At 68.9% G+C, this 15,025-nt stretch carries 12 protein-coding genes and 1 pseudogene; 8 read left to right on the top strand and 5 right to left on the bottom strand.

Annotated features, from left to right (window positions below; translation table 11 throughout):
* Positions 1-47: 47 nt before the first annotated feature.
* Both OG558_RS08715 and OG558_RS08720 read left to right on the top strand, forming a co-directional pair.
* Positions 48-770: a hypothetical protein gene (locus OG558_RS08715; RefSeq protein ID WP_405069745.1), complete on the top strand. Its 723-nt coding sequence runs from the start codon at positions 48-50 to the stop codon at positions 768-770.
* 185 nt (positions 771-955) lie between these two features.
* The gene (locus tag OG558_RS08720) at positions 956-2,098 is read left to right on the top strand and encodes an MFS transporter (RefSeq protein WP_405069746.1); all 1,143 of its coding nucleotides are present in this window, start codon (positions 956-958) and stop codon (positions 2,096-2,098) included.
* Positions 2,099-2,263: 165 nt separating this feature from the next.
* On the opposite strand, the gene OG558_RS08725 is transcribed toward OG558_RS08720, so the two are convergent.
* Positions 2,264-3,886, bottom strand: coding sequence for a serine/threonine-protein kinase (locus OG558_RS08725; RefSeq protein WP_405069747.1), 1,623 nt, complete (start codon positions 3,884-3,886; stop codon positions 2,264-2,266).
* A 52-nt stretch (positions 3,887-3,938) separates the two neighbouring features.
* On the opposite strand from OG558_RS08725, the gene OG558_RS08730 reads away from it, so the two are divergent.
* From OG558_RS08730 to OG558_RS08750, 5 genes and pseudogenes are all read left to right on the top strand, one after another.
* Complete coding sequence (locus OG558_RS08730) at positions 3,939-4,499, top strand: sigma-70 family RNA polymerase sigma factor (protein WP_329482663.1); 561 nt, start codon at positions 3,939-3,941, stop codon at positions 4,497-4,499.
* Between the two features lie 1,424 nt (positions 4,500-5,923).
* Positions 5,924-6,928: a dihydroxyacetone kinase subunit DhaK gene (gene dhaK / locus OG558_RS08735; RefSeq protein WP_405069748.1), complete on the top strand. Its 1,005-nt coding sequence runs from the start codon at positions 5,924-5,926 to the stop codon at positions 6,926-6,928.
* A 2-nt stretch (positions 6,929-6,930) separates the two neighbouring features.
* A complete protein-coding gene (dhaL, locus tag OG558_RS08740) occupies positions 6,931-7,551 on the top strand; it encodes a dihydroxyacetone kinase subunit DhaL (RefSeq protein WP_405072131.1) in 621 nt (206 codons plus the stop codon).
* Positions 7,548-7,958 (top strand): annotated as a pseudogene (gene dhaM / locus OG558_RS08745) (dihydroxyacetone kinase phosphoryl donor subunit DhaM); the annotation flags it as partial. The gene dhaL and the pseudogene dhaM, both read left to right, overlap by 4 nt.
* 54 nt (positions 7,959-8,012) lie before the next feature.
* Entirely contained in the window at positions 8,013-9,950 is a 1,938-nt protein-coding gene (locus OG558_RS08750) for an HPr family phosphocarrier protein (RefSeq protein ID WP_405072132.1), read from the top strand.
* Here the strand turns inward: OG558_RS08750 and OG558_RS08755 are convergent.
* From OG558_RS08755 to OG558_RS08770, 4 genes are all read right to left on the bottom strand, one after another.
* Positions 9,929-10,585, bottom strand: a complete 657-nt coding sequence (locus OG558_RS08755; protein ID WP_405069749.1) for a hypothetical protein — start codon at positions 10,583-10,585, stop codon at positions 9,929-9,931. The genes OG558_RS08750 and OG558_RS08755 overlap by 22 nt on opposite strands.
* The gene (locus OG558_RS08760; protein ID WP_405069750.1) at positions 10,582-11,130 is read right to left on the bottom strand and encodes a GNAT family N-acetyltransferase; all 549 of its coding nucleotides are present in this window, start codon (positions 11,128-11,130) and stop codon (positions 10,582-10,584) included. Before OG558_RS08760 ends, OG558_RS08755 begins: the two co-directional genes overlap by 4 nt.
* Before the next feature lie 174 nt (positions 11,131-11,304).
* On the bottom strand, positions 11,305-13,659 hold the full coding sequence (locus OG558_RS08765; RefSeq protein WP_405069751.1) for a beta-L-arabinofuranosidase domain-containing protein: 2,355 nt from the start codon (positions 13,657-13,659) through the stop codon (positions 11,305-11,307).
* Positions 13,660-13,693: 34 nt separating this feature from the next.
* Entirely contained in the window at positions 13,694-14,188 is a 495-nt protein-coding gene (locus OG558_RS08770; RefSeq protein WP_405069752.1) for a DUF1707 domain-containing protein, read from the bottom strand.
* Positions 14,189-14,372: 184 nt separating this feature from the next.
* Between OG558_RS08770 and OG558_RS08775 the strand changes: the two genes are divergently transcribed.
* On the top strand, positions 14,373-14,999 hold the full coding sequence (locus tag OG558_RS08775) for a hypothetical protein (RefSeq protein WP_405069753.1): 627 nt from the start codon (positions 14,373-14,375) through the stop codon (positions 14,997-14,999).
* Positions 15,000-15,025 lie beyond the last annotated feature (26 nt).

A 15,025-nucleotide genomic window follows, 5' to 3' on the forward strand; every position in this document is an offset into this window, starting at 1 on the left:
AGTTTGCGGGTCCTTGGTTTAGGGAGAGCTGGGGAGGTGGGGCCGGCGTGGCTGGACGGGGGAGTGTTGGCGCTCTGCTGGCGTCCGGGCTGGTGGCGGTCATCGCCATCGGCGGCGCCGGCGGGTACGGCGTCGGGCTGTTGACGACCGCCGAGCGGTCGGACGCATCCGGCGTGGCCGCCCCGCTCGGAAGTCTCCAGCCGTCGACACCATCACCCACGGTCGGTACGACGCCGACCCCGCCGCCGAAGAAGATCGTGCCGGACAACAGCGAACCGCTCAACGCGGACGACCTCCACTACAAGACCCGCCAGTTCGCCGCGACCAGCGTGGTGCGCTCGGAGGTCAGCCTCCGGGTGCCGGGGAACTGGAACTTCACCCAGCCGGATCCCCCGAAGATCGGCCGCTACACCGACCCGACCGGCAAGCGCTGGCTGCGGATCGAGGCAGGGTTCACGATCCGCCGGTCCCCCGCCGACTCGATGGCCGCAAAGCTCGTGGATCTTGGGACGGTCCCCGCCAACCAGATGCTCTCGATCAAGTCCCAGACCGTCGATCCCGACACCCACGACGCGACGCTCGTCTACACCTATGTGCCGGACAACTCGGTCCGCTACGTAGTCGTCCGCTGGGTTGCCAACGGCGACGGTCTCTGCACCTTCGAGATCGCGGTCACCGGACTCCCCCAGGACCAGGCCGCGCTGGAAGACGTCCTGCAGCACGCCGCCGACTCGGCCGCTCGCGACGACTCGCCGATCACACCTCGCTGACCAACACCCTCGACAAGCTCCTGGACAGCTCGACGAGCTTACTCAGCTCCTGACGGCCGGTCGGGGCGAGCGTGACCGCTCGGGAGCGGCCGCGCGTGCGATGTCGGCATCTCCGTTCATGTCTCCATGCTGACATCGCCACACTTCGGCGCAGCCCGAAGTTTTCCGGTGGGAGGGTGGGACGCATGCTGCTCGGCCTGCTCTGCATCGGAATCTTCCTGGTCCAGCTGGACGTGACAGTGGTCAACGTGGCTCTGCCGTCCATCCGGACCGGGCTCGACACCAGTCTGACCGGGCAGCAGTGGGTTGTCGCCGGATACATGATCACGCTGGCCGCACTGCTCCTCGTCTTCGGCGCATTGGGCGACCGGATCGGCCATAGGCGCGTGGTGCTCGCAGGTCTCGCTGTCTTCGGCCTCGCGTCGCTGGGTTGCGGTGCGGCCCCTAATATCCAGCTGCTCGTGACAGCAAGACTCGTGACAGCAAGAGCAGTGCAGGGCGTCGGCGCCGCACTACTCCTCCCCGGCACCCTGGCCGTCATCACCGACCTGTACGCCGACAGTGGGTCAAGAGCACGCGCGGTCGGCATCTGGGCCGGTGCGGGAGCACTTGCGCTGCCTTCTGGGCCTCTCCTGGGTGGCGCACTGGTCAGCGGGCTCGGTTGGCGTGCGGTCTTCCTGATCAATCTGCCGATCATCGCCATCGGCCTGCCGGTGGCGTGGCGGCTCGTGCCCCGAGTGCAGACAGCGCACAAGCGTGCCCGGACCCGACTGCGGATCGGCGCGGACTTCATCGGCGCCAACGTGGTTGCCGGACTGATGAACTTCGTCGGCCTCGGCACAGTGCTCGTGATGACGCTCTACCTGCAGGAACACCTTGCCCACAACGCGTTCCGGGCTGGTCTCGAGCTCATCCCGCTCTTCCTCCCGCTCGCAGTACTCGGACCGGTGTCCGGCCGGATCACCGCCCGCTACGGCCCACGCCTGCCCATGACGATCGGACTGATCCTCGGCGCCACCGGATCGCTTTGTCTGCTCGGCGTACGCGATGGCTACGCGGCCGTCGTACCGGTGGAGCTGGGTCTTGGCCTCGGCATGGGCTTCCTGACAGCCGCGGTCGTCAACGCAGCCGTCGCGTCCCTTCCGCCAGACCGGGCCGGCCTGGCCAGCGGCGTCAACAACACCTGCCGCCAGGCGGTAGGTGCTCTAGGCGTCGCCGTGTACGGCGCAGTCGTCAGCCACAACATGGTCAGCGGCCTGCACACCCTGGCCTGGCTCGGAGGCGGCCTCTGGCTCCTCGGCCTCGCGGCTACCTGGCTCACCGTGTAGCTGATCGTTCAGTCGATCGGCCAGATGGTGCGGAAGATCGTGGAGCGGAGGCGGTAGAAGCGCCGCCGGGTCGACTGGATCAGCGCAGGGGACGGCCGGAGCCGTTCCGTCGGGATTCGCACCAGGGATTCCTCAAGCGTGCTGGGACAACAGGGCCGGTGCTCATCAGCCGGTGTACTGGACCGATTCGGCGATCTCGCGGGCGCGGTCGGGCTGGTTCTTCGGCAGCAGGACCTGGATGAGCATCGAGCCGGTGGTCCCCGTGTCCACGACTCGCTGGAAGAGCATAGCGCCGCCGTCCCCACAGCCGCTGGAAACCTGATCCGTCACCGTCCGCCCGTCGCCGGTCGACGGCGTCGGATCCCCCAGCGTGTTGCAGTTCAACTGCGGACTGGCGACCAAGGCGAGCTTGACGTCGCGCGCATCGGTGACACCGACGAAGACGCCCGGGGTGCGCGTCGACCAGTCGCCGTCCTGGCTGAGCCGGAGCGCCGGATACGACTTGGAGCTGCCTGGCGGCTGCCACTCAGAGTCGGCCACCGACTTCGCCCAGCCGCGCGGGAGGGTCAGCGAGAACCCGCTGTAGTTGACGCCGATCAGCTCGCGCGCCGCCAGATAACGCTGCCCCTCGAAGCCCGCGCCGCCGCCCACGATCAGCGCGAGTAGGGCCGCGATCACCCACCGGCCGCGCTGCCGCTTCCGCGGGGCAGGGGGCTCGGGCTGCGCCCCGGCGGTCCCGGTCCCCGTCGGCGACTCCGCCGTACCTTCGGCCGCAAGCTCTGCGGCTGCGGACTCGACTGCCGCCGCCAGCACCCCGACACTCGAGTCGGCGTCCGGAGTGGACGACGTCTTGACGATGGTCGGCGTGTTCGCATCGCTGAGGGCGGTCGGCTCGCCGTCCTCCTCAGGGCCCGCGGGTACGGCGACCGTCACCGACTCGCGGATCGAGAGCGGGAAGTCGTGGGTCGTCTCGTCCAACGCGCCGACGAGCTCGCGGGTGAACGACTGGACGTCCGGCCAGCGCTTCTCCCGGTCCGGGTCGAGTGCGCGGACGATGGCGGCGTCGACCAGATCCGGCAGGTCGAACCCGAGCGAGCTCGGCGGCGGCGCGGCCTCGACCCGGCTCGCCGCGCCCAGCCCGTCCACCTGATGCGGTGACCTCCCGGTCAGAGCGGCGTACGCGACCGCGCCCAGCGAGTACTGGTCGGCCCGCTGGTCCAGCCGCTCACCCATCGCCTGTTCGGGAGCGACGTACGACGGGGTGCCGCCGGGCATTGTGATTCGCGACACCTCGTCGAGGGACTTGCCCAGGCCGAGGTCGGACAGTACGGCGCGCTCGCCGTCGTCCGTGCTGCGGAACAGAACGTTCGCCGGTTTCACGTCCCGGTGCAGCAGGCCGCGCCGGTGCAGGGCCTGCAGGCCGCGGCCGACCTGGACGACGACGTCGACGGCCTCGGCCACCGGCAGCGGCTGCTTCTTCAGTCGATCGGCCAGCGTGCCGCGGTCGGCGTACGTGAGCACGAGAAAGGGCCGGCCGTCCTCGAGTTCGCCGACGTCGTGGACCTGGACGACGTGCTCGGACTCCACCCGGCGCAGGAACCGGCCCTCCTCGAGGAACCGCTGCCGGACCGAGTCGTCGTGCCCCCAGTTGTCGGCGAGCACCTTGATCGCCACTTCGGCATCCAGTTGCTCATCGTGAGCAAGCCATACCGTAGCGAAACCACCCGAGCCCAGGCGTCGTCGCACGACGTAGCGGCCAAGCCTGGTTGGGACCCCCATACAAGGCATTATGGAGTACCAAGAGTCCCAGGCCGGGGGCCGATCGACAGCGAAGGCGCAGATGAGCGAGAGCACCAGCCCGACCGACGACCTCGGGACCCTGGCCGAGCGGGCCCAGGCGGGCGACAAACACGCGATGGACGACCTGCTGCGGCAGATCTACCCGCGTGTACTGCGGATCTGCCGCAGCGTGCTGCCGTACTCGGCGGATGCTGAGGACGCGGCCCAGGAGGCGCTGCTGAACATCGCCACCAAGATCGGCACGTACTCCGGCCGGAGCAGCTTCTCCACCTGGGTCCACTCGGTCGCGGCGAACTCGGCGCGCTCGACGTACCGCAAGCTGAAGCGTACGGCGCAGGCCGCGCACAACCCGGAGACGATGGACAAGCCGGACCCGCGCACCACCAGCGTCATCGCCGGCACCCGCCTCGACCTGCTCGAGGCCCTCGAAACCCTCGAACGCGACCGCCCGCAGATGGTCACCCCACTCGTCCTCCGCGACGTCTACGGCCTCTCGTACGAGGAGATCGCCGCTCTCGTCGGCGCCCCGCTCGGCACCGTCAAGTCCCGCATCCACGACGCCCGCGAGGTCGTCCGCCCCCTCCTCCGCCCCAAGGACTGACCGACCCCGCACCCTCGCCGCGCGACCACGTGAACCGCGCCGCCATTTGATGGGCCTGGCCATTTGATGGGTCAGCCGGTACTTCTGTTTCATGTGTGGGTGATGTGACGGGCGGTAGGTCATCGGTGAAACCACCGGCCCGACAGGTATGCCGGGCACGCGGTCGGCGTTGGTTGTCCGGCGGTTCGCCAACTCGCCCAGGCGGTAGGCGACCCGGCGTGCGCATCTGGTGGGTTGACGTCCCATGCGGTGGGTTGACGTCCGATGCGGTGGGTTGACGTCCGATGCGGTGGGTTGGCGTACCGGATTCCGGGGCGCCAACCCACCATCTCGGACGTCAACCCATGAGATGGGTCGATCGGGCCATGTCCGCGCCGACACACAGCACCGGGCGGGACCGGAGCCGGCGCGTTGGGGGCACGTCGTGGTGGGCTGGGACAGATCGTGGTGGGCTGGGACAGATCGTGGTGGGCTGGGACAGGTCGTGCTGGGCTGGGACAGGTCGTGCTGGGCTGGGACAGGTCGTGCTGGGCTGGGACAGGTCGTGGTGGGTTTGGTGGAGGCCATTTCGGCTGTCTTGCTGGATGTGTGGGGTGGTGTGAGTGTGGGGCGGTTGGGATGTGCAGCTCGACAGGATGTGTCGGTACCGGGGTGTTGGCCGGGTCAGGCATTCACGCCTGAAACCGGCCGCCCGGCCGCGGCCGGGGCCGACACTTCCTGTCGAGCTGCACGTCCCAGCCTCCAACGGCATCCGATCAGCCTCCGCCCAGCCGATCCCGCGCGCAGCGGCCGCCACCGTGGTGGACCACACCGGGGGTTGCTGCAACGGGGCGGGGTTCGTGCTGGTGGCGGTGGGATCGGTGCCGAGCTGCGGGACCTGGGACACCCTCTGGGGTCCTCGGACAGGTTGTGCCTTGTCCGCGGTCCCCGGTACCTGCGCGAGGCCGCGGCGGATCCCGCGGTCGGCCGGGCCCCGAGACAGGACGTGGTGGCCGGGGCCCGGGACAGGACATGGTGGCCGGGGCCCGAGACAGGACGTGGTGGCCGAGGCCCGAGAGAGGACGTGGTGGGAGGGGCTGGGACAGGACGTGTGGTGGGAGGGGCTGGGACAGGACGTGGTGGGAGGGGCTGGGACAGGACCTGGTGGGAGGGCCTGGGACAGGACGTGGTGGGAGGGGCCCTGGTATTGCAGGTCTCCGCCCACCGCAAGCTGTCTCAGGTCACCGGATCCGGGTCCGGCCTCCGACCAGGACGCGGCAGACCGGCCATCAGCGCGCCGAGTCTGCGTCCTGGGCGTTCTGATCACCGTCGCGGCTCCTCCGCTCACGGTGAGCCGATCGATCCGGTCGATCCCGTTGCCGTCGACGACGGCGGCCTGAGCGTGGGACTCCCGTTCCGGGCGGGCGTGTGCTCAGATGGGTGGCATGAAGAAGCTCATCAACGAACCTGGTGATGTTGTGAGTGAGGCGCTGCAGGGGATGGCGGCAGCGCATCCGGATCGGTTGCGGGTGGATCTGGAAAACCGGATCGTGTACCGCAAGGACGCCCCGAGGCCGGGCAAGGTGGGACTGATCTCCGGCGGTGGGTCGGGACACGAGCCGATGCACGGCGGGTTCGTCGGACCCGGGATGCTCGACGCGGCCTGTGCCGGTGAGGTGTTCACCTCGCCGGTGCCGGACCAGATGATGGCCGCGACCAAGGCGGTCGACGCGGGTGCGGGCGTCCTGCACATCGTGAAGAACTACACCGGCGACGTGATGAACTTCGAGATGGCCGCTGAACTGGCCGCCGCCGACGCCGGCACCGAGGTGTTGTCGGTGGTGACGAACGACGACGTCGCCGTACAGGACAGCCTCTACACCGCCGGCCGCCGCGGCGTCGGCGTGACCGTGCTGCTGGAGAAGATCGTCGGCGCGGCGGCCGAGGAGGAGCGCCCGCTGCAGGAGATCGCGGACCTGGCGAAGAAGGTCAACGACAACGGCCGCAGCATGGGCATGGCGCTCACGTCCTGCACGGTCCCGGCGGCCGGCAAGCCGACGTTCGACCTGGCCGAGAACGAGATGGAGGTCGGCATCGGCATCCACGGCGAGCCCGGCCGGCAACGGTTGCCACTGGCACCGGCTCGCGAGATCGCCGCGATGCTCGTCGACCCGGTGGTGAGCGACCTTCCTTATCAGCAAGGCGACTCGGTCATTGCCTTCGTCAACGGCATGGGCGGTACGCCGCTGATCGAGCTGTACCTGATGTACAACGAGGTCGCCAAACTGCTCGACCGCGCGGGCATCACCGTCGCCCGCTCTCTGGTCGGCAATTACATCACCTCCCTCGAGATGGCCGGCTGCTCGGTCACGCTGCTGAAGGTGGACGACGAACTGGTACGCCTCTGGGACGCACCGGTGAACACCCCCGGCCTACGCTGGGGCGCGTGAGCATGGGAGTGGACAACTTCGTCAACTGGCTGCGGGATGCCGCGAGTACCTTTCACGACAACGCGGCGTACCTGACCGAACTGGACGCGGCGATCGGAGACGCGGACCACGGCATCAACATGGACCGCGGGTTCCGGGCGATCGTGGAAGTCCTGGACGGGACCGCGTTCGGGTCGGTCGACGAGCTGATGAAGAAGGCGGGGATGACGCTGGTCAGCAAGGTCGGCGGGGCGAGCGGGCCGCTGTACGGCACGTTCTTCCTGCGCTTCGGGACCGCGCTGGCCGGCGCCGAACTGACCCCGGCGACGATCGGGGAGGCGTTCACGGCCGGGGTCGGTGGGATCCTTCAGCGCGGCAAGCCGGAGCTGGGCGACAAGACCATGTACGACGCCTGGGCGCCGGCCCTGGACGCGTACGACGCTGCCGTGGCAGGCGGATCGGATCTCGCCGGTGCGGTGACCGCGGCGGCGGAGGCGGCCGCCAAGGGCCGGGATGCGACCGTGCCGCTGGTGGCACGGAAGGGCCGCGCGAGCTACCTCGGCGAGCGCAGCGCCGGCCACCAGGACCCGGGTGCGACCAGTACTACGTTGCTGTTGGAGTCGGCTGCTCGCACGCTCCCATGATCGGGATCGTGGTGGTGTCGCACAGCCGGGCGCTGGCTGCGGCGGCGGTGGGGCTGGCGTCGGAGATGGTTGCTGAGGACAGCCGTCCGGTGATCGCGGTCGCGGCCGGGCTGGACGAGACGACGTTCGGCACGGACGCGGCGGCGGTCTCCGAGGCGATCACGACCGCCGACAGCCCGGACGGCGTACTGATTCTCCTCGACCTCGGCAGTGCCGTGTTGAGCGCCGAACTGGCCTTGGAGTTCGTCGATCCCGAGCTCGCCGGGCGCGTCCGGTTGTCCAGCGCGCCACTGGTCGAGGGCCTGGTCGCCGCAGTGGTCACCGCGTCCACCGGCGCGCCTCTCGACGCGGTGGCGGCCGAGGCCGAGCGCGGGTTGCTCGGGAAGCAGGACCACCTCGGAGTCGGCGGTGCTGCCGAGTCGACTGCTGCGGTTGAGGCCGACCAGACGGTGGAAGTTGCGGTGAGCAACGAGCACGGGCTGCACGCGCGGCCGGCTGCGCGACTCGTTGGCCTGGTCAATGGTTTCGATGCCACTGTCACGCTCACCGATCTCGACACGGGGCGTGGGCCGGTTGACGCCGGCAGCTTGAGCATGGTCGCGACGCTGAACGCTCAGCAGGGTCACCGGCTGCGGGTGGGAGCGAGCGGTGCGCAGGCTGCCGAGGTCCTGGCGGCGATCACCAAGCTGGCAGGGGAAAACTTCGGCGACACTGCCGGCGGAGTCGGAGCAGGAGCTGCCGGAGGAGGCGCACCGGAGCCAGGCACGGGTGGATCCGCGGGGACCGGTGGGTCAGGGCTGGATGTGGCGATCGGGCCCGCGGTCCTGGCCGGTGTGGCGGTCGACCTGAGCGGCTACGTTGCCGGGGACGACGAGTTGGGTCGCCTCGACCAGGCGGTGGCGACAGTTGGGGACGAGCTTCGCGGATTGCGGGACGGCAGCCCGGACCATGGGGAGATCTTCGCCGCGCACCTCGCGCTGCTGAACGATCGCAAGCCGTTGGAGGAGATCCGGGCGGCGATCACCGCAGGTACGCCTGCCCCCGTCGCGTGGAAGCAGACCTACGACGAACTGGCGGCCGCCTTCGAGGGACTGGACGACGCCTACCAGCGGGAACGGGCGCAGGACGTGCGAGCCGTCCGCGACCGCGTACTGCGCGCTCTCACCGGGAGCGCCGCCGACGAACCCACGTCGGCCGGAGCTACCCCGGACAGCGCTGCCGACGGGAGCATCCTGGTCGTGCCTGAGTTGGATGCGGCGACGGCTGCCACGCTTGATGCCGGCCGGATTGCCGGAGTTGCTGTGCGGGCCGCGGGGACGACCGGGCATGGGGTGATTGTGGCTCGGTCTCGCGGGATTCCGCTGATCACCGGGATCGGGGACGTCGAGGTGCCGGCGGGGGTGGTGGTTGCGTTTGACGCGCGGGTCGGGTCGTTCGAGATTGCTCCGGACGAAGACGCCGTACGGGCGACGATCGTTGAGCGGCGCGGTGAGCGGGAGCAGGCGTTGACGCGGGCCGATGAGCCGGCGACGACCGTGGACGGGCGGACGATCGACGTGCTCGTCAACGTCGGCGCCGTCCAGGATGCGGTGGAGGCGCGGGGTGCGGACGGGTCCGGGCTGGTGCGGACCGAGGTGTTGTTCGGTGATCGGCGTACGGCGCCGACCGTGGACGAGCAGGTCGAGCAGTTCCGGGCGATCGCGCGAGCGTTGGACGGCAAGCCGATCACGATCCGGACCTGGGACATCGGCGGCGACAAGCCGCTGCCGTTCCTGCCGCAGGACCGGGAGGCTAACCCGTTCCTCGGCGAGCGCGGGATCCGCGTGTTCCGGCGGCGTCCCGAACTGCTGCGCGATCAACTCGAAGCCGTCCGCCGGGTCGCGGCCGAGACTCCGGTGCACGTGATGTTCCCGATGGTGACGACCGCGGACGAGGTCGCCTGGGGACTCCACGAATTGGACGATCTCGGCCCACGGCCCGACGGCCTGGAGGTCGGCATCATGGTCGAGGTCCCGGCCGCCGCACTCCGGATCGCCACCCTCGCCACCGGGCTGGATTTCGTCAGCATCGGCACCAACGACCTCACCCAATACACAACGGCCGCAGACCGCACCAACACCGCCGTCGCCCCACTCGCCGACGGCCTCGACCCCGCAGTACTGCAGCTGATCGACCATGTCGTTCGCAACGCAGGCGTTCGCGTCGCAGTCTGCGGTGACCTCGCCAGCGATCCGCAGTCCGCAGTACTGCTTGCTGCTCTGGGGGTGGAGGAGCTCAGCGCGGTCGGTCCGCAGGTCCCGCTGGTGAAGGCACGCTTACGGCAGGCAGTTCTCAGTGAGGTCGACACTGCCGCGGTGCTGGCGGCACGGGACGCTGCTCAGGTGCGCGGCTTGCTGTAGTACAACAGCTCGACCAGGTTGAAGCCGGCGGTGCGGTTGGGCTTCGCGGGGAGGGTGTAGGTCTCGCCGGGCTCCAGGTAGGTGACGTCGGGGTTGTCGAGGTCCAGGTCGACCACGAGGGCCGGGTAGGCGCCGGTGTGCCAGGTGTAGGCCTCGCCTGCGTCCGGAGTGACGTGCTGGACGCGTACGTCGTCCTCGTCGACGACCACCCTGGCCGGGATCTCACCGACCTCTTCGAACCCGGCGTCCGCGGGTACGCCCGCGACCACGAAGTACGGGTCGCCGGTCGCCTCCTCGCCCAGGTCGAGGATCTCGATCAACCGGTTGAGGTAGAGCGCCGTACCGTCGTTGGTGAGCATGTGCACCGGCGACACCGGGCGATACACCGAGCCGCCGACGGTCTCGCTCAGCTGCCGTGCCGGGCTGCCGTCGAGCCAGTCCATGTGACAGGGGGACGTCGACAGGCACAGGACGACGTACGGGTTGTGGTGCAGGTGCCAGCCCTGTGCCTCGCCGGGTTGCAGTGACACCTCCCAGACGCGGACGCGGGAGTTCTTCAGCAGCACGCGGGTCCCGATCTCGCCGAGGACGACCTCGGTGCCGTCCGGGGCGAAGACTTTGGTGCCTGCAGTCATGCGTAGTCCTCCAGGTCGATCGGTCGTTCCATTGCGACTCCCTCGAGGACGACGCCGTCGGGCATGGGAAGGTCGACGGGCTCCACCTCGGTGAATCCGAAGGCCTTGTACAGCGGTACGCCGGGCAGCGTCGCCATCAACGCGAGCCGGGTGAACCCCTCCGCCCGGGCCGCGTCGACACAGGCGGTCAGGATCCCTCGCCCGAGTCCGCGCCGGGTCCAGTCCCCGCGGACGAACATCGCCCGGATCCGGGCCGGCTCGGTGGCCGGGTCCAGCAGTCGCTCGTCGGCGCCCGCCGTACTCGCGTTGAACAGCTTGTTCCGCCGGCTCCACCCACCACACGCGACGATCTCGTCGGCGGCCTCGTACACGTAGTACGTGCCGTCATCGATCAGCGCGGTGTCCAGAGTGGTGATGTGTTCCGCCGCGCTCGCGGTCTGCACCTCGTCGTGGTACGCCGGAAACACCTCCCGCACCGAAGCCCGCGCCAACTCCGCGATCGCCGGCCCATCCGCAGCGACCGCCAGCCGCAACCTAGCCTCCACGCCCCACAGGCTAGTTCAGCCCCGGTCCCACCTCGCCAACACCCACGGCACCGCCATCCGCCGTACCTAAGAACAGGATGTAGTCATCTACGTATAGCCCCGGCTGAGCGTGAACCCGAGCCAACTTTCCGCCCGGATCCGCACTACTTCCTGTCCTTAGGTACGCCTGGTCCATCAGTCGAGGGCCAGGTGCAGAACTCCACCGGAGCAGGTCGGACGCAGTCCGACCTCGACTCGGACGTACTGCGTCCGGACCGGTGTGAAGGTTGTCGTGTTCAGTTGGTCTGCGGTCACGGCGTACGGGATGGTGTTGTCGACTGCGCGCCAGGTCTCCCCGTCGAGCCACAAGACCCGCCACGAGTCCGGCACCCGGCTTTCCCCGGACCCCGTGTCGTCGAACCAGTAGACCGATGCCTGGGAGAGGTCGCGGACTTCGCGTAGGTCGTATTGGATCCACTCCGTCGTCCCACGCCGGTCCCACCAGGTGAAGCGCGGGATTGATGTGTCCGCGGACGACGTAGGGAGCCGGCCGTCGTCCGCCGCCTCGAGTGAGTCCCCGTCGTTGACGTGTGAGGCGGTGATCCGGGTACGGCGGATCCACTCCTCTCCATCTGACGACACCTGCGGGAAGGACGTGATCCGGAGTCGCGCGGCGCCCATCGGGATGAGAGTCACCGTTTCGACCGGCTCCGATGAGCGGGCCGGATCAGGCTGCAGCAGTCCGACCACGTCCTCAGTGTCGGTCTCCCACTGCGGGATCCGCCGAGCCTGCGTGGTCAACGCGAGCGGCACGCCCTCGGTGGTGAACGGGTTCTCGCCGGCGTCCCGCCGTACGACGTCGAACTGCGCATCCGGCACCAGACCGTAGTTCCACGGAGACTCCGGATAGACAGCCAGCTCCGGCCAGTCCTCGGTGCCGCCGATGCGCTCGTAGCGTTCGTCGATCTTCAGCGAGTAGGTCAGCGGACCACGGTCGACGGAGATGGAGTCGTGGTTGTCGTTCCACACCCGGGTGGTGGTCCGCATCGGCAGCACCAGCTCGACGCGGTCGCCCGAGTGCCAGGTGCGATCCACCTTCATCCACTCGCCGGCAGTCCGGACCGGCTGGCCGTTCACATCTACCGAAACGTCTTGCGCCCAGCCAGGACGCCTTAGATAGAAGGGGAATCGGACATCGCGTGCAGTCCGCACTGTGAAGGTGATCTTGTCGGAGAACGGGTACTCCGTGTCCTGCACGATGCTCACCAGGTCTCCCGCACCGACGCGAGCGGTGACCTTGCTGGCGGCGTACATCGACGCCGCCAGTCCGTTGTCCGTCGTCGCCAGCCACAGCTCCTGCGCGTAGTACGGCCAGCCCATGCCGTAGTTGTGCGGGCAGCACCGATACTGATGCACGCCGTACTTGTAGGCCTGCATGGCGAAGGGATTCTCGAACTGCCCGTGCTTCGGCCGGTCGTCGAGCTGCACGCTGTTGGCACAGGTGATGTAGTGCATGACTTGCTGCTGCGGATCGTACGACGCCGGCAGCGAGTTGAACGCGAGTTCCTCACACCGGTCCGTCCAGACCGTGTCACCGGTGAAGCGGGTCAGCAGTTCGCAGCTGTGCATCAGTTCGACGATCCCGCACGTCTCGAACCCCTGCCGCGGGTCACCGAACCCAGGCCGCGAGTTCTCGTCCCCCGCGAACCCACCACCCGGGAACTGACCGTAGCGCCCCATCACCGTCGCATAGTTCCGGTACGTCGCCGCCCGGTGCTGCACGTCGCCACTCAGAAGCCAGTACTGCAACGGTTCGCGGAATCCCTGCGCCAGGTTGACGTTGTGCCAGGTAGGAATGCCAGTGATGTAGTCGGCCGAGCCGGAGTGCATCTTCGTCACCAGGTCGAGCAGCCACTCGTCGCCGGTGCGGTTGTACAGCCAGTACGCAGTATCGATGTTGTCGCCCCACCGGAAGGCACCCCACGAGCGGTTGAACACCTCGGCGGGCTGCGTGTTCTGGAACTGCAGGTACTTCGTCATGAACGGGATGACCCGCTCGTCGCCGGAGTACTCATACCAGGACCGGAACGCGGCCAGCAACGGCATGCCGGGCCAGAAGTCCGGACCGTCCTCCAGTGAGGTCCGCAGTCGTTCCGGACAGAACCAGCCGTCCGGAGCCTGGGTCGCAAGGATGCCGTCGATCCAGCGCTGCGTCCTGGTCAGTACGCCGGTGTCGCCGGTCACGTAACCGAGATCGCCGAAGCCGCGGAGCCAGTAGGGCAACTCCTCCCAGGCCCCCTGGGCCGGATCGACCCAGCCGTTGGTGTCGTAGACCAGGAAGTCCGAGATCTCGTCGTACCGGCCGCAGAGGCCGTTGACCTGCAGCTCGAGCTGTCGCGCGAGCCAGCCGCGCGGTTCGATCGCGCCGGGTGGCAGCTTCTGGAACGGGACCGGCTTCAGCGGCGCCCGCTGCGGGACGTAATGCCCGCCGCGCGTAGCCGGCGGCCCGCCAGCTTGGTCAACAGCGACGGCGTGGGCGGATTCGGGCATGGCGGCGCCTTTCGGGTGACGGGCGGGGTCGACGCTAGCTTCCTGACCGACGGCGCTCCTCGCGCTGCGGGCGAGAAGCCCAGCGGTACGTGAAGAACACCCAGGCCAGCGCGGGCAACCCGAAGATCGCCGCCGCGATCTCACGGCCGAAGACCATCAGCACCAGTCCGGTCAGCGCGAACGGCAGGGCCATCCACACAGCGCCCGCGAACGCGGCCCACCGCCACTTGCCAGGCTTCTTCGACTCGGGCTTGTAGAGCGATGGAGCCGGGAGGTCGGCGAAGATCGGCTGCAGGTCGGCATGCGTCACCGCGTCGTTCAGCCGATCCACCCGCCGATGCAGCTCGCCCTCATCCAGCCGACCGACCGCGAACTGCTCGGCCAGCTCGTCGGTACAGATCCGCCGCTCTTCATCGCTCAACCGCAAACCAGCCATCCGGCGCCGCGCAGCCGCAACCCGAGCCTCCTGCCCGGCCGCCACCGCGAGCCCCATCAGCTCACTCGGCTTGACCGGCCGCCGCTCCGCCATCCGCTCACCTCACTCGTCCCTTCGAGTGTGCCAGACGCCCGGTGGCCCGACCGCCGAACGCCATTTGGTTGCCGGGTCCCGCGGAGACGTTGCTCACAAGGTCGGCGCTCAACCGCGGGCGGGCACCACGTCATCTCAAGTCGCGAAGGGCCGAACGGAGCCCCTGGCCATGAAGGACGGAAACATGAAGAAGACCACGCTTCGCGTACTGGTCGGCACCGCGATCATCGGTGCCGTGGGGCTCGTACTGGGTGTCGCGCCGAGTGACGCCGCCGCGCCGGCCCGCACGAGCGTCGCGGCCCACGCCAAGCCCGCGCTCAACCCGGCAAGCCTCAGCTACAAGTACAAGTGCTGGGGTCACGTCGGCAACTGCAACGTCTCGGTCTACGCGCCGACCGGCTGGAAGTTCACCCGGCTCGGCCTGTACGAGGCGAAGTTCACCGACAGCTCGAACACCTGGATGCTCCGGGTCGACGGCGGCCTCGACGGCAAGGTCAGCGTGAACACCGCCTCCCAGCAGCGGGTCAAGGCCCTGCACGGCGTCCCCGGCCTGAAGATCGTCGCCCGCGCCCACGGCACGGTGAAGTCGAAGGTGCCGTGGACCGCGCCGCCGGTCGCCTACACGTCGATCACCTACACGTACCGCGACGGGGCCCGTGGCCAGCGCTGGGTCACCACGCGCTTCATCGACACCCTGGAGCACGGCAAGCGGGCCTACATCGAGGTCACGGTCGCCGGTCGTCCGCAGGACCAGGCCGGCCTGAACCGCGTCCTGGCCGAGGCGACTCAGCGCGTGGCACTGGTCGGCTGAGACCGACAGGTACGGCCTGCCGACCC

This window comes from Kribbella sp. NBC_01510 (assembly GCF_045040325.1).
Taxonomy (GTDB): domain Bacteria; phylum Actinomycetota; class Actinomycetes; order Propionibacteriales; family Kribbellaceae; genus Kribbella.

Coding starts and splice junctions, on each gene's coding strand:
- OG558_RS08730 (WP_329482663.1), top strand. CDS start 3,939: ATGAGCGAGAGCACCAGCCCGACCGACGACCTCGGGACCCTGGCCGAG.
- OG558_RS08725 (WP_405069747.1), bottom strand. CDS start 3,886: ATGCCTTGTATGGGGGTCCCAACCAGGCTTGGCCGCTACGTCGTGCGA.
- OG558_RS08770 (WP_405069752.1), bottom strand. CDS start 14,188: ATGGCGGAGCGGCGGCCGGTCAAGCCGAGTGAGCTGATGGGGCTCGCG.
- OG558_RS08755 (WP_405069749.1), bottom strand. CDS start 10,585: ATGACTGCAGGCACCAAAGTCTTCGCCCCGGACGGCACCGAGGTCGTC.
- dhaK (WP_405069748.1), top strand. CDS start 5,924: ATGAAGAAGCTCATCAACGAACCTGGTGATGTTGTGAGTGAGGCGCTG.
- OG558_RS08720 (WP_405069746.1), top strand. CDS start 956: ATGCTGCTCGGCCTGCTCTGCATCGGAATCTTCCTGGTCCAGCTGGAC.
- dhaL (WP_405072131.1), top strand. CDS start 6,931: ATGGGAGTGGACAACTTCGTCAACTGGCTGCGGGATGCCGCGAGTACC.
- OG558_RS08775 (WP_405069753.1), top strand. CDS start 14,373: ATGAAGAAGACCACGCTTCGCGTACTGGTCGGCACCGCGATCATCGGT.
- OG558_RS08765 (WP_405069751.1), bottom strand. CDS start 13,659: ATGCCCGAATCCGCCCACGCCGTCGCTGTTGACCAAGCTGGCGGGCCG.